Genomic DNA, 18,974 nt, shown 5'->3' on the forward strand with positions numbered 1-18,974 from the left:
CACACGTTATGAGAAGAAGGCCAGCCATTTCAAGGGAATGCTGGCCTTTGCGGCTGCTCTGCTATGGCTACGCTGATACGTCAACAGAACCTAGGAACCTCCTTGCCTAAAAAGCCGCTTTGATAGATCACCGCGATCATGCCCCCCACGGCGGTGATGACTGCAGCTATTCCCGTGAGTACCCCCGGCAAGGTTTGCCACCAAGAAGTACCAGTCTTCTGCTCGCTCATTGGCATCCCCCTTCCTGGGACAGGGTTATATGATACGTCGCCGTTTCTTCTGACGCCCAACGGTCGGCTGCAGCGAAGGGTTAGCCCACACGGTTGAGAGCTGCAAGGACATACTCGAACAATTCCGAAGCACGATTGGTACAGCCGAGCGCACCTCGACTTCGGGCTTCAGCCTTGTGCTCGGGGGCATTGGAACCCGCGTAGATGACGAACGGCGTTTGATTTCCCGAAGCACGAAGCTTTTCCAAGAGCGTGTACCCGGCGCGCGAATCGGGAGGGCGCCCCATGTCAGAGATGATGACATCAAACTTTTGCTTCGCGAGGCGGTCAAGCGCTTCATCCGTCGAGGTGGCAAGGACGAATGAAACGCCAAGTGCCTCGAGCGACTGGCGCTCGAAGATGTTGTTGCTCGGCCGATCGTCAACCCACAGAGCTGTTGCCTCGCTGGCGCGACGGATGACGCGAGCGTTGACCGACTCCGCTACAACGGCAGCGGCTTCCTTCGCGTCGCGGGCGGCAGACCCTGGTGTCCTATTGGCATCAGGTCGGGCTACGGAAGCTGCGACCAGCGCCGCGGCAGCCTCGGCCTGCTTCCGCTTTGCGGTTGCTTCAAACCCACCGCCTTTGAAGGTGAACTCCCCCAGACTTGAGAAGAACTCTTTGAGCGCAGGCCCAAACCGAACGAGCACAAACGCGAGCAAGGCAGGCCAAACGAGAACACTAAGGAGCTTGGTGAGAGCTTCGGTCAACTTTGTGAATTCGTCGACGCTCATGAGAGGCCTTCTGTGGGCTAACGTCGAAGTTCAGCCGCCCGGAGGCCGCGGAGCGGCCAGAGGGTCGGTTGGAGCGCCTTGTTCGACGATTTTTTGGGTATGTATTACTTGACCTTGTAGCTGACTTGTCATCGGTCCAGGCGGCAAGCTGTTCACTCGCTGAAAGGCCTTGCGAACATGCTCCCTTGCCGCTTCTAAATTATTGACCCCGAACTCCGTCTGCGCCCAATACATTTCTGTCAGTGCATCTGTTGACTCTTTGAAATAACTGGTCACGTTCGGATACTGCCCCCAAATGCTAAGAGCCTGTTCATACCGACGCCTGCCTTCCGATGCCTGACCAGTGTTCAGAAGGTAAAAGCCAAAGTTTCGAAGAATGGCCACTTTCACGTTAGGATCAGACGTTTGGGCCAAGGCGCGCTCGAGGTATATAGGTACTTTCTCAACATCCGCGGAGGCCATAAGAGCTACGGCTACGGAAAAGTACTCACTCGAAGTGATCTTGTCGGGAAATCGGTCGACTATCTCGGATGCTTGGCGGGCAAGTAAAGAGTGCTCTTGATTGAGGTATCCACCTAATGATTGCCCTTCAACGTCGTCTTTATACTTTCTAATGAGCTCAAAGTTATCCCTAGGAAGGGATGTCAAACGCTGCAAGATTCCGCGGAGCTCAGTTCTGGCTGAACGGACATCATCCTGAACAGCCCGATGAAACGAAACTGCTGTGGTTCCGAAAGAGAAGAGCAATGCTAGCGTCGAAATCACGACAGAAGGCGACTTATACCAAGGTTTTCGGGCGGCCATGACTGTAACCTGTAGCGCGTCGATTTCCCGATTCATCATATCGATCTTGGTCTGAAGATCATCCATAGCTCAGCATCCCCCCTTCTATGTCGTCGAACAAGTTACGAGGTGAGCACCGCTCGCACGCAGTGCGAGTGTGTGCTCCAGCGAGTAGTTATCCGACAATACACTCCGCTCTGCGCAGCAGAGTTGTAAATGCACTGGACGCTCAAGCGAACAAGTAAGCGGAAAACGGCTTTTCCACCGCTGTATAGGCTGACGCCATTTACAGTTCCCGTACCCCGATGGTGCCTATTGTTGGATAACTACTATTCGACACCAAATGGTGTGAAAAAACACACCATTTGGTGCATAATATTCCCTTGCCGATGCTGGAGGCCCCCTTGTAGGCTGCGGCCTCCAGCAGGAGGCTGGTGTTCTTTCAGGGAGTTATGCACCATGGACGGCAAACCCAGGTTGTTGGACCTGGCTGCGCGAACAAATCCGTATTCGTCATTATTCAATCCGTACTGAAACCGCTTATATCAAGTGGGTGCGGGATTTTGTCCGTTACCATAACTTGCGTCATCCGGCAGAAATGGGCGCTCCTGAGGTGGAGCGATTTCTGTCACATCTCGCGGTGGACTTGAATGTGGCGGCATTCACGCAGAATCAGGCGCTGGCTGCCCTGTTGTTTCTCTACAAGCATGTCCTGGCCATCGATCTTCCCTGGCTGAATGACGTGGTACGCGCCAGGCGGCCCGAGCGCTTGCCGGTCGTCCTGTCCCGCGAGGAAACGCAGCGGCTGCTGGCCTGTTTCGAGGGCGAGCTGGCTTTGGTCACGGGGTTGCTGTACGGCTCCGGTCTGCGCCTCATGGAAGCGATGCGTCTGCGGGTGAAAGATGTGGATTTCGCGCGCAGCGAGATTCTGGTCCAGGACGGCAAGGGCATGAAGGATTGCGTCACCTTGCTGCCGGGCCGGTTGAGTCAGCCGCTGAAACGGCATCTCGACTGTGTGAAGGCTTTGCACGAACGCGATCTTGCCGAGGGTTTCGGCGAGGTCTATCTGCCATTCGCCCTGGCGCGCAAGTATCCGAACGCCGCGAAGGAATGGGGCTGGCAATACGTTTTTCCGGCTCCCAGCCGCTCGGTCGATCCTCGTTCCGGCATCAAGCGCCGTCACCATATGGACGAGAAGCGGGTGCAGCGGGCCTTCAAGAGCGCCGTGCGGGAGGCGGGCATCATCAAGCCGGCCACGCCGCACACCCTGCGTCACTGCTTCGCCACCCATCTGCTGGAAAGCGGGCAGGACATTCGTACCGTGCAGGAGCTGCTGGGCCATGCGGACGTGAAGACCACCATGATCTACACCCATGTGCTCAACCGGGGCAGTTTGGGTGTGCTGAGTCCGCTGGACCGCCCGTGAAAAACTCCCGCGTTCGCCACGCCGGACGAGCAAAATGTCGCCCAGCCTACCGCCGGGATCGCTTCATCCGCATTTCGAATGCCCGCAATTCAGGCAGGTCGTGCACCCCTCCAGCTGTACCATCGACTGAGTATGGCACTGCCCGCAGCGTTGTGCGCCGGGCGGGAAGCCTTCGCCGGGTTCCAGGGCGGCGGCGCCCTGGCTGGCTTCGTAGGCTGCGCGCTTTTCGGCCAGGTAGCGGCGCTGGGCCTCGTCCGGCGAGTGGCCGCGCAGCAGGCCGATGGCGATCAGATGGCGCTCCAGCACCGCGCCGATCTCGGCGACGATCGAGGGCATGTAGATGCCGCCCTTCTTCAGGTAGCCGCCGCGCGGGTCGAACACCGCCTTGAGTTCCTCGACCAGGAAGGTGCAGTCGCCGCCCTTGCGGAACACCGCGGACATGATGCGGGTGAGCGCGACGATCCACTGGAAGTGCTCCATGCCCTTGGAGTTGATGAAGATCTCGAAGGGCCGGCGCTGTTCGAAGCGGGTGCCGGCGTTGAGCAGGATGTCGTTGATGGTCACGTAGAGGGCATGCTCGAACAGCGGCGACTTGATCTTGTAGGTGACGCCGATCAGCATCTCCGGGCGCTCCAGGTGCTCGTCCAGCTGCTCGGGCGGCTGCCCGGACTCGCTCTCGGCGGCGGCAGGCCGCAGGCGTTCGTCGACCACCTGGAAGCTCTTGATGCGCTGCGTGATCTTGACGGTCATGGGTGTTCCCCTTTCGCATTGCCGGCCCGGCCCTGGGCTCCCACGCCGGAGCGTGGGAGCCATCAAAACTTGCAACCCGTTGTCTGCAAAGGTTTTTTCGTAGGGCGGGTGCAACCCGCCATTGGGCAGCAGGTCCTTGCCATGTCTGGCGGGTTGCACCCGCCCTACCGAGGCGCCGCCCGGTGCGGAAACGCCTTCAATACTTGCCGTAATAGCCCTCCTTCAGCGCGTCGAACAGGTTGGCGGCGGTGTTCACCTCGCCGTCGTACTCCACCAGCTCGTTGCCCCGCAGTTCGACCACGCTGCCGTCCTCCAGCTCGAAGCGGTACAGGGTGTTCGCAAGGTCCGCCTCGCGGACCAGCACGCCCTGGAAGGCCGCCGGGTTGAAGCGGAAGGTGGTGCAACCCTTGAGGCCCTGGCGCCAGGCGTAGCGGTAGATGTCCTTGAACGCCTCGAAGGGGTAGTCGGTGGGCACGTTGGCGGTCTTGGAGATCGACGAGTCCACCCACTTCTGCGCCGCCGCCTGGATGTCCACATGCTGGGTCGGGCCGATGTCGTCGGCGCTGACGAACCAGTCCGGCAGCCGGTGCGCCGGATCACTGCTGTCCGGTGCGGCCTGCGGATCGATGAGGGCGCGGTAGGCGAGCAGCTCGTAGCTGAATACCTCGACCTTTTCCTTGGCCTTGCGCCCGGGGTGGATCAGGTTGCGCGAGTACTGGTGGGCGAAGCTCGGCTCGATGCCGTTGGAGGCGTTGTTGGCCAGGCTCAGGCTGATGGTGCCGGTCGGCGCGATGGAGCTGTGGTGGGTGAAGCGCGCGCCCTGCTCGGCCAGCGCGGCGACCAGCTCGGGAGCGAACTCGGCCAGGCGCTGCAGATAGCGCGAGTAGCGCGCGTGCAGCACGCGGCCAGGGACTTTGTCGCCGACCTTGTAGCCGTCGGTGGCCATCTCCGGGCGCAGGCGGAGCATCTTCGCGGTGACCTCGAAGTCCTGCGCCAGCAGCGGCGCCGGGCTCTTCTCCTTGGCCAGCTCCAGCGCCACCTCCCAGCCGACCAGGGCCATCTCGCGGGCCACCTCCTCGGTGAACACGCAGGCCTCGGGACTACCGTAGCGCAGCCTGAGCAGGGTCAGCGCCGAGCCGAGGCCGAGAAAGCCCATGCCATGGCGGCGCTTGTCGAGGATCTCGCGGCGCTGCGCCTCCAGCGGCAGGTTGTTGATCTCCACCACGTTGTCCAAGAGGCGGGTGAAGACGCGCACCACCTCGCGAAAACGCTCCCAGTCGAAGCGCGCCTTGACGGAAAACGGCTCCTCGACGAAGGCGGTGAGGTTGACCGAGCCGAGCAGGCAGGAGCCGTAGGGCGGCAGCGGTTGTTCGCCGCACTGTCCGGTTACCAGGCCGTTGAAGATCACCGCGTTGCCATCGGGCTGGGTGGTGTCGTAGACCGGCTCGATGCCGGCGCACTCGATGGCGGCGATCGGCGAGCTGAAGCGCTGGGTCTTGCGCAGCGGCCGGCCCTGCGTCCAGGCGCGGTAGCGTTCGGTCTTGTTCGGCAGCAGAAAGCCGATCTCGGCCATGAAGCGCTCGCGCGACTCGCCGTCGACGATCAGCTCAAAATCGGCCTGACAGGCGTATTCCCGTTGTCCGCCACGACCGTCCGGCAAGCGGCGCCGGCTGGCGGCCCGCCGCTGGCGGACGCAGCAGTAGATGCCGAAGTTGGCCAGCAGTTGCTGGACCTCCTTGAGCAGCGCCTCGCAGCTGGAGGCCAGGCGTATCGAGCAGCTCTGCCGAGCACTGGAAACATTGACTGTGCCGTCGCACTGGAACAGCGCCCGCAGGTAGCCGCGCACGCAGACCTCGCTGCCGCGCCAGACCACCTCGGGCACGCGCAGCTTGGTCGCCGCAGTGAAGCCGTAATGCTCCAGCAGGCGCGCCAGCAGGATCGAACGGACGAACACCTGATTGCGCTGCGGAACGGCGATGGCCGACACCCGGCGACGGCCGCCGAGACTGGCGGTCAGCGCACTCACCCAGGCCGCCACCGGCTCGCCGAGCGCCCGTTCCTCGCCCCACAGGCTGACGATGGCGACCCGCTGACCCTTGCCACGATGGGTGAAGTGCCCGTCGCCGGCGATCAGGCCGAGCAGGATGCCCAGTTCCTCGCTGCCTTCCCGCCCGAACAGGCCCTTGCCGGACTGGATCAGCAGCCGGTCGCCGACCTTGAGGTCGCGCAGTTTCAGCTTGCCGCGCTCGCTGTAGAAGTCGTGCCATTCGGTCGCCCGGATCGCATAGCCGTCCGTGGTGACCACCCGCCAGACCGGGGCGCGGCCAGCGCTGAGGAAGGCCGGCTTGGCCGGGCGGCAGGTGACGCCGCGGGCGTTCTCGGCCAGGCAGCGGCGGTCCACGGCCACCTCCAGCGCGACGCCGCGGCGCTCGAGTTCGGCGATGGGCACCAGGCCGTATTGCGTCGCCAGCCGGGTATCGCCGGTCACGCACGGGTTGGTCGCGCGGATCTCCTCGCACCACCAGTTGTTGTTCAGCTGGTTGACCCGGTCGATGAGGATGAAGCCCGGCTCGGCGAAGTCGTAGGTGGAGGCCATCAGCATGTCCCACAGGTGGCGGGCGCGGACCTTGCCGTAGACCTTGCAGGCCACCCGGCCGTCGTCGCGCACGCGGTAGTCCTCGTGGATCGGCCAGTCGCGCCAGAGCACCTGCTGCGGGTCGTCGAGGTCCAGGGCTGCGGCCTCGCGGGGGTGCACCGGGAACACCAGCGGCCACTCGGCGTCGCTCTCCACCGCCTGCATGAAGTCGTCGGTGATCAAGAGGCTCAGGTTGAACTGGCGCAGGCGGCCGTCCTCGCGCTTGGCGCGGATGAACTCGCGCACGTCCGGGTGGGCCACGTCGAAGGTGGCCATCTGCGCGCCGCGCCGCCCGCCGGCGGAGCTGACCGTGAAGCACATCTTGTCGAAGATGTCCATGAACGACAGCGGCCCGCTGGTGCGCGCGCCGGCGCCGGAGACGAAGGCGCCGCGCGGGCGCAGGGTGGAAAAGTCATACCCGACACCGCAACCGGCCTTGAGCGTCAGCCCGGCCTCGCGGACCTTGGCGAGGATGTCGTCCATGGAGTCGCCGAGGGTTCCGGAGACGGTGCAGTTGATGGTCGAGGTGGCCGGCTTGCGGTCCTGGGCGCCGGCGTTGGCGACGATCCGCCCGGCGGGGATGGCGCCGTTGCGCAGGGCCCAGAGGAACTGCCCGTACCAGTGCTCGCGCAGCTCTTCGCGCTCGACGTCGGCCAGGGCGCGGGCGACGCGCTGCCAGCTGGCGTCGATGTCGCTATCGACCGGCGTGCCGTCGGGCTCGACCAGCCGGTACTTCTGCGCCCAGATGTCCTCGGAGGCGGCCTGCAGGGGGATGCTGCCCGCCTCCTGCGGCGCGGATTCGCCGTGCTTTGCCATGCTCCAGGGCCTCTCGTGCGGGCGGGGATTCCCTAGTTTCGGGCCTTTGCCAGACCCCCGGGCTGGGGCGGCGCGGCTGGCCCTGCCTCGTCGGGGAGCGGCGGCTCCCGCTCCACCCAGACCCCCACCTCGAGCCGGCCGGCCCCCGGCGGCCCGACGAAGGAGCCGGCCACCGGGGGCACCGATTCGGGCAGATGCGCCACGGCCACGGCGATGTAGTTGGTGCCCACCAGTTCCCCGTGGGTCGGATCGAAGCCCTTCCAGCCGGCCCCCGGCAGGTAGACCTCGGCCCAGGCATGGGTCGAGCCGCCCTGCAGTCCCGCCGGCTCGACATGCAGATAGCCGCTGACGAAGCGCGCCGGCAGGCCGAGCAGGCGGGCCGCCTCCATGAACAGGTTGGCGAAGTCGCGGCAGGAGCCCGAACCCCGCGAAAGGGTTTCCAGCGCGCCCTGCACACCGGGTTCCTCGCGCATCTGGTAGGCCAGTACCTTCGGGATGTGCTCGTTGATCCGCTGCAGCAGGGCGTAGGTCTGGATCTGCTCGCCCGGCTGCCAGAGCTGGCCGAGCCATTCGTCGAGCTGATCGCAGCCCGTATGCTCGGCGGAGTTCATGTAGGGCGAGAGCACCGCCCGGTCGTCGGGTTTGTAGACGAAAGGATAGTTCACTGCATAGTCGGCCACCATGAAGTCCAGCGGCGCCTCGTGGTACTGCTGGATGACGATTTCGCTCTCGATGGTCAGCTGGTCGGTGGGCTCCTGGAACGTGGCGATCGCCACCGAGTTGTCCTGCACGTCGCGGTACCAGCGCAGGGTGGCCGGCATCGGCATGATGTTCAGCTTCGAGGACTCGACGCGCAGCTCGTGGCCCTCGCGCGGACGCAGCAGCAGGGAGTGCGGCCCCAGCTCGACGGGTGCGTTGAAGCCGTAATGGGTGCGATGAACGATCTTGTAGCGCTGCATGACTCCTCCTCGTCGCCGCCGGCGTCGGCCTGCCGTTCTGGGTGGGACTGCCGGGGGGCGGCGACGGTTCCGGCACCCCAAGCGGCTCTTCGCGAACGGTCGGCGGCGGGGAGAACGCCTACAGCGCCTCCAGGCAGCCGGCGAGTCCCTCGCCGAGACGCTCGAGCAGCTGCTCGTAGCCCTGCGGCCCGACCGCCACGGCGCTGCCCAGCGGGTCGAGTTCGGCCAGGCGCACCGGCAGGCCGGCGCTCAGGGTCTGCGCCAGGCGCGGCTGCAGCGGCGGCTCGCTGAACACGCAGGTCGGCCCGGCTTCCTGCAGGCGCTGGCGCATCTGGGCGACCTGACGGGCGCCGGGCTGCACATCCGGAGAGACGCTGAACACCCCGGCGTGGTCGAGGCCGTAGGCCGCCTCGAAGTAATCGTAGGCCTCGTGGAAGACGAAGTAGGGCTTGCCGGCGAGCTTTTCCAGACGTGCCTTGAGGCGCCGGTCGAGCTCGTCCAGGCGCGCCTCGAAGGCCGCCAGGTTGGCCTGGTAGCGCGCGGCGCTGGCCGGGTCGGCGCCAGCCAGGTCGCTCGCCATCCGCGCGGCGATCAGCCGGGCGTTGGCCGGCAGCAGCCAGAGGTGGGCGTCCAGGCTGCCGGGGCGGTGGGCGTAGTCGTGCTCGTCCTTGCCGGCCGCAGACTCGCCGGCGAAATGGCGCAGCTGCAGGCCGGGCAGTGCCTGCACGGCCAGGCTCGGCTGGCGGCGCCCGTCCAGCACCTTGGGCAGGAAGGCCTCCAGGTCCGGGCCGATCCAGTAGAACAACGTCGCCTCGCGCAGCGCGCGCACGTCCGAGGGGCGCAGCGCATAGTGGTGCGGCGAGGCGCCGGGCGGCAGCAATACGTCGGGGGCGCCGGCGCCGTCCTGCACCGCGGCGGCGATCAGCTGCAGGGGTTTCACGCTGGTCAGCAAACGCACTTCGGCCGCTGCCGAAGCCATGCAGCCGGCGAGCAGCAGAGCGACGAGTGGACGGAACATGGCAGGCATACCCCCGGATCGAAAGTGTAATAGAATAACGTCCCCATAACCGGACGTCGCCCATGACCACTCCGCCCTTGGCCTGTCAGCCCCACGACCACCGTCACTGCATCGAACAGGCCCTGGCCGAGGCCGAAACGCTCTGCGCCCGTCACGGCCTGCGCCTGACCGCCCTGCGCCGGCGCGTGCTGGAGCTGGTCTGGCAGAGCCACAAGCCGCTCGGCGCCTACGACATCCTCGCCGTGCTGAGCGAGCAGGACGGCCGCCGCGCGGCGCCGCCGACCGTCTACCGGGCGCTGGATTTTCTTCTCGAGCACGGCCTGGTGCACCGCATCGCCTCGCTCAATGCCTTCGTCGGCTGCGACCATCCGGACCACGCCCACCAGGGCCAGTTCTTCATCTGCCGGCAGTGCCATGCGGCCATCGAGCTGGAGCGCTCGACGATCAGCGACAGCATCCTCGACAGCGCCCGGAGCCTGGGTTTCCGGGTCGAGGCACAGACTGTGGAAGTGGTCGGCCTCTGCGCCCGCTGCCAGGCGACGCCATGAGCGACAGCCTGGTCCGTCTCGACGGCGTGCGCGTCGCCTTCGCCGGCCGCGAGATGCTGCGCGACGTGCACCTGTGCGTGCAGCCCGGCGAGATCGTCACCCTGATCGGCCCCAACGGCGCCGGCAAGACCACCCTGGTGCGCGTCGTGCTCGGCCTGCTGAAGCCCGACGCCGGCACGCTCTGGCGCCGGCCGCAGCTGCGCATCGGCTACATGCCGCAGAAGCTGCAGGTCAATCCCAGCCTGCCGCTGACGGTGCTGCGCTTTTTGCGCCTGGTGCCCGGCGTCGACCGCGCCGCCGCGCTGGCCGCGCTCATCGAGGTGGGCGCGGCGCAGGTCGTCGACAGCCCGCTGCAGAGCATTTCCGGCGGCGAGCTGCAGCGCGTGCTGCTGGCCCGCGCGCTGCTGCGCAAGCCCGAGCTCCTGGTGCTCGACGAGCCGGTGCAGGGCGTCGACGTGGCCGGCCAGGCCGAGCTGTACCGGCTGATCACCCGGCTGCGCGAGCGCCACGGCTGCGGCGTGCTGATGGTCTCCCACGACCTCAACGTGGTGATGAGCACCACCGACCAGGTGGTCTGCCTGAACCACCACATCTGCTGCTCCGGGCGTCCCGAGCAGGTCAGCGGCGACCCGGCCTTCGTCGCCCTGTTCGGCCAGGCGGCGCGCAGCCTGGCGCTCTACCAGCACCATCACGACCACGCCCACGACCTGCACGGCGGCGTGGTGCTGAAGAAACCCCACGTACACGGCCCCGACTGCAACCATGGCTGATTTCCTGCTCAACGCCCTGCTCGCCGGGCTCGCCCTGGCGCTGGTCGCCGGACCGCTGGGCTCCTTTGTGGTCTGGCGGCGCATGGCCTACTTCGGCGACACCCTGTCGCACGCCGCGCTGCTCGGCGTGGCCGTCGGCCTGCTGCTCGACGTCAGCCCGACCCTGGCGGTGATCGCCGGCTGCCTGCTGCTCGCCGTGCTCTTGGTGGCCCTGCAGCAGCGCCAGACGCTGGCCTCGGACACCCTGCTCGGCATCCTCGCGCCGAGCACCCTGTCCCTCGGCCTGGTGGTGCTGAGCTTCATGGACGAGGTGCGCATCGACCTGATGAGCTACCTGTTCGGCGACCTGCTGGCGGTCGGCCCGGCCGACCTCGCCTGGATTCTCGGCGGCAGCGCGCTGGTCCTGCTGCTGCTGGTACCGCTGTGGCGGCCGCTGCTGGCGATCACCGTGCACGAGGAGCTGGCGCGGGTGGAAGGATTGCCGGTGGCCGGCATCCGCCTGGCGCTGATGCTGCTGATCGCCCTGGTGATCGCGGTGGCGATGAAGATCGTCGGCGTGCTGCTGATCACCTCGCTGTTGATCATCCCCGCCGCGGCCGCCCAGCGCCATGCCCGCACCCCCGAGCAGATGGCCGCCGGCGCCAGTGTCCTGGGGGTGATCGCCGTCTGCGCCGGGCTGGCGCTGTCGTGGTTCCAGGACACCCCGGCCGGGCCGTCCATCGTGGTTTCCGCGGCCGCGCTGTTCCTCGCCAGCCTCGCCCTGCCGCGGCGCGCCGGGTGAACTGGAGCGCTGCGGCGGGGTCTGCTTCCTGATGTGCCGGCGGCAGGTGTAGAGTGGGCGGGAGAAAATGCTTAGAGAATCCTGTCATGCCCGCGTCGCTCCTTCGCCACCTTGCCCCACTGTTGCTGCCGCTTGTGCTTGCCGCCTGCCAGCATGGGTCGACGGAGCCCGCCGATAGCGCGCCGCCGCCTGCCCCGCCGAGCCTCAGCCAGGAGTTCGAGCGGCAGCTGGGCAAAGGCGATCTGCCCGCCGCCACCGCCAGCTTCAAGCGCCTGCAGCTCGAGCAGCCCGGCCCCGCGCTGGAGACCTACCAGCGCCGCCTGTCCGAGGCCTGGCTGAAGCGTGGCGAACAGGCTCTGGAGCGCGGCGACATGAGCGCCGCCGCCACCGCCCTGAACAACGCCCGCGCGCTGATGCCCAAGGCCCCGTCGCTGAACCTGCCGCGTCAGAACGGCGCGCCCGCCAAGCCCTGAGGTTGGGCTTGGCGCGCTCCGCCAGGGCCGGTCGTGGGGATGCCTGGCGGCATCCTTGGCGGGTTACGCCGCGTCGCGGCTAACCCGCCCTACACCCGGCAGGGTGGAAAACCCGCGCAGCGGTTTTCCACCGCAGTCTTCCCCAGCCAGCTTCCCCGCTCAGGGCACCAGCACTGCCGCTCCCTGGAAACGCCCGTGGCGCAGGTCGTCCAGCGCCCGGTTGGCGTCTTCCAGGGCATAGCGGTGGGTTTCCGTGCGGATGCCGGCCTGGGCGGCGACGGCGAAGAAGTCGAGCCCGTCCTGGCGGGTCAGGTTGGCCACCGACACCACTTCGCGCTCCCCCCAGAGGATGGCGTAGGGAAAGCTCGGGATGTCGCTCATGTGGATGCCGGCGCAGACCACCCGGCCGCCCTTGCGCAGGGCGCGCAGCGCGGCCGGCACCAGCTCGCCGGCCGGCGCATAGAGGATCGCCGCGTCCAGCGGCTCGGGCGGCAGCTGGTCGGAGCCGCCGGCCCAGACCGCGCCGAGCGAACGGGCGAAGTCCTGGGCGGCGACATCGCCGGGACGACTGAAGGCGTACACCTCGCGGCCCTGCCAGCGCGCCACCTGCATGACGATGTGCGCCGCCGCGCCGAAGCCGTAGAGGCCGAGGCGCCGGGCGTCGCCGGCCTTGACCAGCGAGCGCCAGCCGATCAGCCCGGCGCAGAGCAGCGGCGCCAGGGCCACGTCGTCGCCGTCCTCGCCCAGGGCGAAGGCGAAGCGCGCGTCGGCCACCACGTACTCGGCGTAGCCGCCGGGGCGGGTGTAGCCGGTGAACTGCGGCGCGTCGCAGAGGTTTTCCGCCGCGTGCCGGCAGTACCAGCACTGCCCGCAGGTGTGCCCCAGCCAGGGAACGCCGACCCGCTGGCCGAGCACGAAGCCTTCGACACCCGGGCCGATGGCGTCCACCCGGCCGACGATCTCGTGGCCGGGGATGACCGGCGGGGTTACCGCCGGCAGCTCGCCGTCGACCACGTGCAGGTCGGTACGGCATACCCCGCAGGCGCCGACCCGCACGCGCAGCTCGCCCGGTCCCGGCTGTGGATCGGGCAGCTCGCGCAGTACCAGGGGTTGGCCGACCCTTTCCAGCAGCATGGCGCGCATCCGCGATCTCCTTCTTGCTGTGGGTTCCCCTCAGCATAGGGATATCGACGGGCCGCGTGGCAGCGCTATTCACCGAGGCGGCGCTCCGAAGTGTGCATTTCCGACGATTTTTTCAAAGATAGCGCTATCTTTGCGATGTTTTTTATTGTTCAATGAAACCGGTTTCAATCCTGGAAGAAGCCTCCGCCGCTAAGAAGAGGCCCAGATCCCCGCACGATCCCTCTGTTCGTCTACGGCCGGAGCCTTCTCGGCGACGCGGCCGGCGCCATGACTCGCTCCCGTACGGACCTTCTGGAACGTCCGCCTTCGCTTCCGCCTGCCGGTGGTCTTGCAGCGGGAATCTCAAGGCGCGTCATCGGAAAAAGCCCGTACGCGGCCGGCAGACCCTTTCCTGGCTGAAACCTTTCGTCATGCAGGGACGCGCGACAAGTTCGTTCAACTTGACCAGTCCAGACCGCGACTGGGATGTACCGCGAGCAATGAGGTGTCCCATGCCCGACGACAAGGCCTTCAATGGCCGACGCGACTTCCTGCGTAAAACCCTGGCGGTGATTCCGGCGATCACCGTGGCCGGCTACGGCGTAGCGACGACGGTCGCCAGCCAGGCCGCCCCCACCCTGCAGAACCCCTACCGGCCGCGCTTTTTCACGGCGGCCGAGTGGGCCTTCGTCAATGCCGCCGTGGCCCGCCTGATCCCCAGCGACGCCAACGGCCCCGGCGCAGTCGAGGCCGGCGTGCCGGAGTTCATCGACCGCCAGCTGGAAACCGCCTACGGCCACGGCAACCTCTGGTACATGCAGGCGCCCTTCTCCGCTGACGCCGCGCCGGAGTTCGGCCACCAGTTGAAGCTGGTGCCGCGTGACATCTACCGCATCGGCATCGCCGCGCTGGATCGCTGGTGCCAGAGCCAGCACGGCAAGGTCTTCGCCGAGCTGGAGCCGGCCGGCCAGGACGATCTGCTGCGCCAGCTGGAAGGCGGTCACCTCGACCTGCAGGATCTGCCGTCCACCCTGCTGTTCAGCCAGCTCTGGCAGAACACCCGCGAGGGCTTCTTCGCCGACCCGATCCACGGCGGCAACCGCGGCCTGGTCGGCTGGAAGCTGGTGGGCTTCCCCGGCGCCCGCGCCGACTTCATGGACTGGGTTGACCGTAACGAGAAGTATCCCTTCCCGCCGGTCTCGATTTCCGGAGAGAGGGGCTGAACATGGCGACGACACTCAAACCCGTGAATGCCGTGGTAGTCGGTTTCGGCTGGGCCGGCGCGATCCTCGCCAAGGAACTGACCGAGGCGGGCCTGCAGGTGGTCGCCCTGGAGCGCGGCCCGCACCAGGACACCTATCCCGACGGCGCCTATCCCAACACCCTCGACGAGCTGACCTACAACAGCCGCGGCAAGCTGTTCCAGGACCTGTCGAAGAGCACCGTGACCATCCGCCACGGCATCGACGGCACCGCGCTGCCCTATCGCCAGCTCTCCGCCTTCCTGCCCGGCAACGGCGTCGGCGGCGCCGGCCTGCACTGGTCCGGCGTGCATTTCCGGATCATGCCCGAGGAGCTGCGCCTGCGCAGTCACTACGAGGAGCGCTACGGCAAGGGCTTCATCCCCGAAGGCATGACCATCCAGGACTACGGCGTCAGCTACGAGGAGCTGGAGCCGCACTTCGATTTCGCCGAGAAGGTCTTCGGCACCTCCGGCAGCGCCTACAAGGTCAAGGGCCAGGTGGTCGGCGACGGCAACCCCTTCGCCCCGGACCGCTCCGACAACTTCCCGCTGCCCGCGCTGAAGGACGTCCACTCCGCCCACCTGTTCCGCAAGGCGGCCGAGGAAGTCGGCATGCATCCCTACGCCATGCCCGCGGCCAACGCCTCCGGCCCCTGGACCAACCCCTACGGCGTGCAGATGGGGCCGTGCAACTTCTGCGGCTTCTGCAGCGGCTACGCCTGCTACATGTACTCCAAGGCCTCGCCGAACCTGAACATCCTGCCGGCGCTGAAGCAGAGCGAGCTGTTCGAGCTGCGCGTCAACAGCAACGTGCTCCGGGTCAACCTGGACAGCGACGGCAAGCGCGCCACCGGCGTCACCTACGTCGACGCCCAGGGCCGCGAGATCGTCCAGCCCGCCGACCTGGTGATCGTCAGCGCCTTCCAGTTCCACAACGTGCACCTGATGCTGCTGTCCGGGATCGGCAAGCCGTACGACCCGCGCACCGGCGAAGGCGTGGTGGGCAAGAACTTCGCCTACCAGAACATGGCCACCATCAAGGCCTTCTTCGACCGCGACGTGCATACCAACCCCTTCATCGGCACCGGCGGCGGCGGCGTGGCGGTGGACGACTTCAACTCCGACAACTTCGACCACGGCCCGCTGGGCTTCGTCGGCGGTTCGCCGTTCTGGGTCAACCAGGCCGGCAGCAAGCCGATCCGCGGCCTGACCCTGCCGCCCGGCGCGCCGAGCTGGGGCAGCGGCTGGAAGCAGGCGGCGAAGGACGCCTACACCCACACCCTGTCGATGGATGCCCACGGCAGCAACATGAGCTACCGCGACAACTACCTGGACCTCGACCCCACCTACAAGGACGCCTACGGCCAGCCGCTGCTGCGCATGACCTTCGACTGGAAGGAAAACGAATACAAGATGACGCGCTACGTCACCGAGCAGATGCGCAAGATCGCCGAGGCGATGAATCCCAAGACCATCGCCGTCCACGTCAAGAACTTCGGCGACCACTTCAACACCCGCGCCTACCAGACCACCCACCTGCTCGGCGGCGCGATCATGGGCAGCGACCCGAAGACCAGCGCCGTCAACCGCTACCTGCAGAGCTGGGACGTGCACAACGTCTTCGTCATCGGCGCTTCCGCGTTCCCCCAGGGCACCGGCTACAACCCCACCGGCCTGGTGGCGGCGCTGGCCTACTGGTCGGCCAAGGCGATCCGCGAGCAGTACCTGAAGAACCCCGGCCCGCTGGTCCAGGCGTGAGGAGCGCGACGATGAAACTGACCCCCTACCTGTTCGGCCTGTCGGCCCTGTTCGCGCTCGGCGCCGCGGCCGCCGAAACGGCCGACCCGGAGCTGCTGAAGAAAGGCGAATACCTGGCCCGCGCCGGCGACTGCGTGGCCTGCCACACCGCCAAGGGCGGCCAGCCGTTCGCCGGCGGCCTGCCGATGGAGACGCCGATCGGTACCCTGTTCTCCACCAACATCACCCCGGACCGGAAGACCGGCATCGGCGACTACAGCTTCGAGGACTTCGACCTGGCGGTACGCCACGGCATCGCCAAGCAGGGCTATACCCTGTATCCGGCCATGCCCTATCCGTCCTATGCGCGGGTCACCGAGCCGGACATGCGTGCGCTCTACGCCTACTTCATGCAGGGCGTCGCGCCGATTGAGCAGGCCAACAAAGACAGCGCTATCCCGTGGCCGCTGTCGATGCGCCTGCCGCTGACCTTCTGGCGCTGGGTGTTCGCTCCGGAGGTGAAGGACTTCGCGCCGGCCAAGGACCAGGACCCGGTGCTGGCGCGCGGCGCCTATCTGGTCGACGGGCTCGGCCACTGCGGCGCCTGCCACACCCCGCGCGGCATCGGCATGCAGGAGAAGGCCCTGAGCGCCGGCGAGGGGGCGGACTTCCTGGCCGGCAGCGCGCCGCTGGAAGGCTGGATCGCCAAGAGCCTGCGCGGCGACCAGCGGACCGGCATCGGCAGCTGGAGCGAGGCCGAGCTGGTGCAGTTCCTGCGCACCGGACGCACCAACCGCACGGCGGTGTTCGGCGGCATGTCCGAGGTGGTGGTGCACAGCATGCAATACATGAGCGATGCGGACCTCACCGCCATCGCCCGCTACCTGAAGTCGCTGCCGGCGGCCAACCCCGGCGACCAGGCGTACGCCTACGACGAGAAGGTCAGCAAGGCGCTGTACCACGGCGACGACAGCAAGACCGGCGCGGCGCTCTACGTCGACAACTGCGCCGCCTGCCACCGCACCGACGGCCAGGGCTACGCGCGGGTGTTCCCGGCGCTGGCCGGCAACCCGGTGGTCAACGGCGACGATGCCACCTCGCTGATCCACATCGTGCTCAAGGGCGACACTATGCCGGCCACCCACCAGGCGCCCTCGACCTTCACCATGCCGCCGTTCAGCTGGCGCCTGAACGACCAGCAGGTCGCCGACGTGGTGAACTTCATCCGCACCAGCTGGGGCAACCAGGCGCCGGCGGTGAGCGCCGAACAGGTCGCGCACCTGCGCGCGGAGCTCGACGTGCCGCCCCTGGGGCAGATCCCCGATCCCCATGCGCTGGTAGCGCCGCAGCACTGAGGCGGCTTCCGGGCGCCCGGCCAGGCGCCCGGAGCGCTTCGCTTCCAGACAGGGTCCGGCAGCGACTGCCGGACTTTTCCCCGCTGCACGACGCATTCGCCACTGCACAGGGGAAGGCTCAAACCTTTTTCGTCATCGTGGAACCTCGCAAGTGAACAACAGGAACGACTCGTCGCGTCCCGGCTCCCTGGCTTTCGCACTGCCCCTGGCTTTCGCTGGACTGCTTCCCGGCGCGCCGGTCCTGGCCGGCTTCCTGGAGGATGGCCGGGGCACCCTGACCCTGCGCAATTTTTACATTCATCGCAATTTCGTCGACGACGGCGCCACCCGCAGCAAAGCCGAGGAATGGACCCAGAGCTTCATCCTCGACCTGCAGTCCGGCTACAGCGAAGGCCCCGTCGGCTTCGGCATCGACGTCCTCGGCCTCTGGTCAGTCAAGCTCGACGGCGGCAAGGGCACCGGCGGCACCCAGCTGCTCCCCGTCGGCAAGGACGGCGACCCGGCCGACCAGTACGGCCGCCTGGCGGTGGCCGGCAAGCTGCGCTTCTCGAAGACCGAGGTGAAGGCCGGCGAGTGGTCGCCGGTGCTGCCGATCCTGCGCTCCGACGACGGCCGCTCGCTGCCGCAGACCTTCCAGGGCGGCATGTTCACCTCCAGGGAGGTCAGGAACCTGACGGTCTACGGCGGGCGCTTTCGCGGCAACAGCCCGCGCGACGACAGCAGCCTCAATGACATGAGCTGGGTCGGCAACTCCAGCGTCACCTCCGACCGCTTCAGCTTCGCCGGCGCCGAATACGCCTTCAACGACAACCGCACGCTGGTCGGCGCCTGGTTCGGCCAGCTCGAGGACATCTACAAGCAGCGCTACTTCCAGCTCACCCACACCCAGCCGCTGGCCCAGGGCTGGACCCTCGGCGCCAACCTCGGTTACTTCGACGGCGAGGAGGACGGCAGCGCCCAGGCCGGCGACCTGGACAACAAGCTGCTCTCCGGGATGTTCTCCTTGAAGACCGGCGCGCATGCCCTTTCCCTCGGCCTGCAGCGGGTCAGCGGCGACGACCGCTGGCTGCGAGTCAACGGCACCAGCGGCGGCACGGCGGCCAACGACAGCTACAACGGCAGCTTCGACAACGCCCGCGAGCGCTCCTGGCAGGTGCGCTACGACTGCAATTTCACCGCTCTCGGCATCCCCGGCCTGACCCTGATGACCCGCTACCTCAAGGGCCACAACGTGCATGCTGGCACGGTCACCGACGGCGAGGAATGGAACCGCGAGACCGAACTGGCCTACGCGGTGCAGGGCGGTCCGCTGAAGAACCTGACCCTGCGCTGGCGGAACTCCACCGTGCGCCGGGACTGGGGGGCGAACAACAAGTTCGACGACAACCGGCTGATCGTCGGCTATCCGGTGTCGTTGTTTTGAAGCGCGGGATCCGCCTGCGGGTGCCGGCCCCTCAGGGCCAGCCCTTTCAAGGTGTTTGCGTAAACTCCCCCGATAATCGATCGGGAGAACAAGACGATGTGGGATGCGGTTCTGGCGCGGTTCGAGAAGCAG

General features: G+C 66.9%; 17 protein-coding genes. 9 read left to right on the forward strand and 8 right to left on the reverse strand.

Going from position 1 to position 18,974, the window contains the following annotated elements; all coding sequences use genetic code 11:
- Positions 1-80: 80 nt before the first annotated feature.
- The 3 genes from EV691_RS23500 to EV691_RS21715 form a co-directional block, all read right to left on the reverse strand.
- Positions 81-230, reverse strand: a complete 150-nt coding sequence (locus EV691_RS23500) for a hypothetical protein (RefSeq protein WP_165496604.1) — start codon at positions 228-230, stop codon at positions 81-83.
- An 80-nt stretch (positions 231-310) separates the two neighbouring features.
- On the reverse strand, positions 311-1,003 hold the full coding sequence (locus tag EV691_RS21710) for a response regulator (protein ID WP_131301123.1): 693 nt from the start codon (positions 1,001-1,003) through the stop codon (positions 311-313).
- A 30-nt stretch (positions 1,004-1,033) separates the two neighbouring features.
- The gene (locus EV691_RS21715; RefSeq protein ID WP_131301125.1) at positions 1,034-1,873 is read right to left on the reverse strand and encodes a hypothetical protein; all 840 of its coding nucleotides are present in this window, start codon (positions 1,871-1,873) and stop codon (positions 1,034-1,036) included.
- A gap of 403 nt (positions 1,874-2,276) precedes the next feature.
- Here EV691_RS21715 and EV691_RS21720 point away from each other — a divergent pair, with 403 nt between their 5' ends.
- Positions 2,277-3,212 (forward strand): integron integrase, encoded by a 936-nt coding sequence (locus EV691_RS21720; protein WP_131301127.1) that lies wholly within the window; start codon positions 2,277-2,279, stop codon positions 3,210-3,212.
- Between the two features lie 63 nt (positions 3,213-3,275).
- Here the strand turns inward: EV691_RS21720 and EV691_RS21725 are convergent, their stop codons facing one another.
- From EV691_RS21725 to EV691_RS21740, 4 genes are all read right to left on the reverse strand, one after another.
- Positions 3,276-3,962 (reverse strand): TSCPD domain-containing protein, encoded by a 687-nt coding sequence (locus tag EV691_RS21725; protein ID WP_131301129.1) that lies wholly within the window; start codon positions 3,960-3,962, stop codon positions 3,276-3,278.
- 196 nt (positions 3,963-4,158) lie between these two features.
- Positions 4,159-7,413 (reverse strand): LAGLIDADG family homing endonuclease, encoded by a 3,255-nt coding sequence (locus EV691_RS21730; RefSeq protein ID WP_131301131.1) that lies wholly within the window; start codon positions 7,411-7,413, stop codon positions 4,159-4,161.
- Positions 7,414-7,445: 32 nt separating this feature from the next.
- The gene (locus EV691_RS21735) at positions 7,446-8,372 is read right to left on the reverse strand and encodes a transglutaminase family protein (RefSeq protein WP_131301133.1); all 927 of its coding nucleotides are present in this window, start codon (positions 8,370-8,372) and stop codon (positions 7,446-7,448) included.
- Between the two features lie 118 nt (positions 8,373-8,490).
- Positions 8,491-9,390 carry a zinc ABC transporter substrate-binding protein gene (locus EV691_RS21740; RefSeq protein WP_131301134.1) on the reverse strand — a complete coding sequence of 300 codons (900 nt, stop codon included), beginning with the start codon at positions 9,388-9,390 and terminating at the stop codon, positions 8,491-8,493.
- Positions 9,391-9,452: 62 nt separating this feature from the next.
- Here EV691_RS21740 and EV691_RS21745 point away from each other — a divergent pair, with 62 nt between their 5' ends.
- The 4 genes from EV691_RS21745 to EV691_RS21760 all read left to right on the forward strand — a co-directional run bounded on the left by EV691_RS21745 (position 9,453) and on the right by EV691_RS21760 (position 11,962).
- Entirely contained in the window at positions 9,453-9,938 is a 486-nt protein-coding gene (locus EV691_RS21745) for a Fur family transcriptional regulator (RefSeq protein ID WP_131301136.1), read from the forward strand.
- Positions 9,935-10,708, forward strand: coding sequence for a zinc ABC transporter ATP-binding protein ZnuC (gene znuC, locus EV691_RS21750; protein ID WP_131301138.1), 774 nt, complete (start codon positions 9,935-9,937; stop codon positions 10,706-10,708). Before EV691_RS21745 ends, znuC begins: the two co-directional genes overlap by 4 nt.
- Positions 10,701-11,489 (forward strand): zinc ABC transporter permease subunit ZnuB, encoded by a 789-nt coding sequence (gene znuB / locus EV691_RS21755; RefSeq protein ID WP_039800678.1) that lies wholly within the window; start codon positions 10,701-10,703, stop codon positions 11,487-11,489. The genes znuC and znuB overlap by 8 nt, the downstream gene beginning before the upstream one ends.
- Positions 11,490-11,575: 86 nt before the next feature.
- Positions 11,576-11,962 (forward strand): hypothetical protein, encoded by a 387-nt coding sequence (locus EV691_RS21760; protein WP_131301140.1) that lies wholly within the window; start codon positions 11,576-11,578, stop codon positions 11,960-11,962.
- A 159-nt stretch (positions 11,963-12,121) separates the two neighbouring features.
- Here EV691_RS21760 and EV691_RS21765 read toward each other — a convergent pair whose 3' ends face one another.
- Positions 12,122-13,105: a zinc-dependent alcohol dehydrogenase family protein gene (locus EV691_RS21765; RefSeq protein WP_131301142.1), complete on the reverse strand. Its 984-nt coding sequence runs from the start codon at positions 13,103-13,105 to the stop codon at positions 12,122-12,124.
- A 491-nt stretch (positions 13,106-13,596) separates the two neighbouring features.
- On the opposite strand from EV691_RS21765, the gene EV691_RS21770 reads away from it, so the two are divergent.
- The 4 genes from EV691_RS21770 to EV691_RS21785 all read left to right on the forward strand — a co-directional run bounded on the left by EV691_RS21770 (position 13,597) and on the right by EV691_RS21785 (position 18,842).
- Positions 13,597-14,307 carry a gluconate 2-dehydrogenase subunit 3 family protein gene (locus tag EV691_RS21770; RefSeq protein WP_131301144.1) on the forward strand — a complete coding sequence of 237 codons (711 nt, stop codon included), beginning with the start codon at positions 13,597-13,599 and terminating at the stop codon, positions 14,305-14,307.
- Positions 14,308-14,309: 2 nt separating this feature from the next.
- Positions 14,310-16,085, forward strand: a complete 1,776-nt coding sequence (locus EV691_RS21775) for a GMC family oxidoreductase (RefSeq protein ID WP_131301146.1) — start codon at positions 14,310-14,312, stop codon at positions 16,083-16,085.
- A gap of 11 nt (positions 16,086-16,096) precedes the next feature.
- Entirely contained in the window at positions 16,097-17,419 is a 1,323-nt protein-coding gene (locus EV691_RS21780) for a cytochrome c (RefSeq protein WP_131301148.1), read from the forward strand.
- A gap of 151 nt (positions 17,420-17,570) precedes the next feature.
- The gene (locus tag EV691_RS21785) at positions 17,571-18,842 is read left to right on the forward strand and encodes an OprD family porin (RefSeq protein WP_131301150.1); all 1,272 of its coding nucleotides are present in this window, start codon (positions 17,571-17,573) and stop codon (positions 18,840-18,842) included.
- Positions 18,843-18,974: the final 132 nt, after the last annotated feature.

Source organism: Azotobacter chroococcum (genome assembly GCF_004339665.1).
Taxonomy (GTDB): domain Bacteria; phylum Pseudomonadota; class Gammaproteobacteria; order Pseudomonadales; family Pseudomonadaceae; genus Azotobacter; species Azotobacter chroococcum.

Bases quoted from the DNA above. Each gene is read 5' to 3' on its own strand.
- znuB (WP_039800678.1), top strand. From the start codon at position 10,701: ATGGCTGATTTCCTGCTCAACGCCCTGCTCGCCGGGCTCGCCCTGGCG.
- EV691_RS21770 (WP_131301144.1), top strand. From the start codon at position 13,597: ATGCCCGACGACAAGGCCTTCAATGGCCGACGCGACTTCCTGCGTAAA.
- EV691_RS21765 (WP_131301142.1), bottom strand. From the start codon at position 13,105: ATGCGCGCCATGCTGCTGGAAAGGGTCGGCCAACCCCTGGTACTGCGC.
- EV691_RS21740 (WP_131301134.1), bottom strand. From the start codon at position 9,390: ATGTTCCGTCCACTCGTCGCTCTGCTGCTCGCCGGCTGCATGGCTTCG.
- EV691_RS21780 (WP_131301148.1), top strand. From the start codon at position 16,097: ATGAAACTGACCCCCTACCTGTTCGGCCTGTCGGCCCTGTTCGCGCTC.
- EV691_RS21730 (WP_131301131.1), bottom strand. From the start codon at position 7,413: ATGGCAAAGCACGGCGAATCCGCGCCGCAGGAGGCGGGCAGCATCCCC.
- EV691_RS21735 (WP_131301133.1), bottom strand. From the start codon at position 8,372: ATGCAGCGCTACAAGATCGTTCATCGCACCCATTACGGCTTCAACGCA.
- EV691_RS23500 (WP_165496604.1), bottom strand. From the start codon at position 230: ATGAGCGAGCAGAAGACTGGTACTTCTTGGTGGCAAACCTTGCCGGGG.
- EV691_RS21710 (WP_131301123.1), bottom strand. From the start codon at position 1,003: ATGAGCGTCGACGAATTCACAAAGTTGACCGAAGCTCTCACCAAGCTC.
- EV691_RS21725 (WP_131301129.1), bottom strand. From the start codon at position 3,962: ATGACCGTCAAGATCACGCAGCGCATCAAGAGCTTCCAGGTGGTCGAC.
- EV691_RS21760 (WP_131301140.1), top strand. From the start codon at position 11,576: ATGCCCGCGTCGCTCCTTCGCCACCTTGCCCCACTGTTGCTGCCGCTT.
- EV691_RS21715 (WP_131301125.1), bottom strand. From the start codon at position 1,873: ATGGATGATCTTCAGACCAAGATCGATATGATGAATCGGGAAATCGAC.
- EV691_RS21775 (WP_131301146.1), top strand. From the start codon at position 14,310: ATGGCGACGACACTCAAACCCGTGAATGCCGTGGTAGTCGGTTTCGGC.
- EV691_RS21745 (WP_131301136.1), top strand. From the start codon at position 9,453: ATGACCACTCCGCCCTTGGCCTGTCAGCCCCACGACCACCGTCACTGC.
- znuC (WP_131301138.1), top strand. From the start codon at position 9,935: ATGAGCGACAGCCTGGTCCGTCTCGACGGCGTGCGCGTCGCCTTCGCC.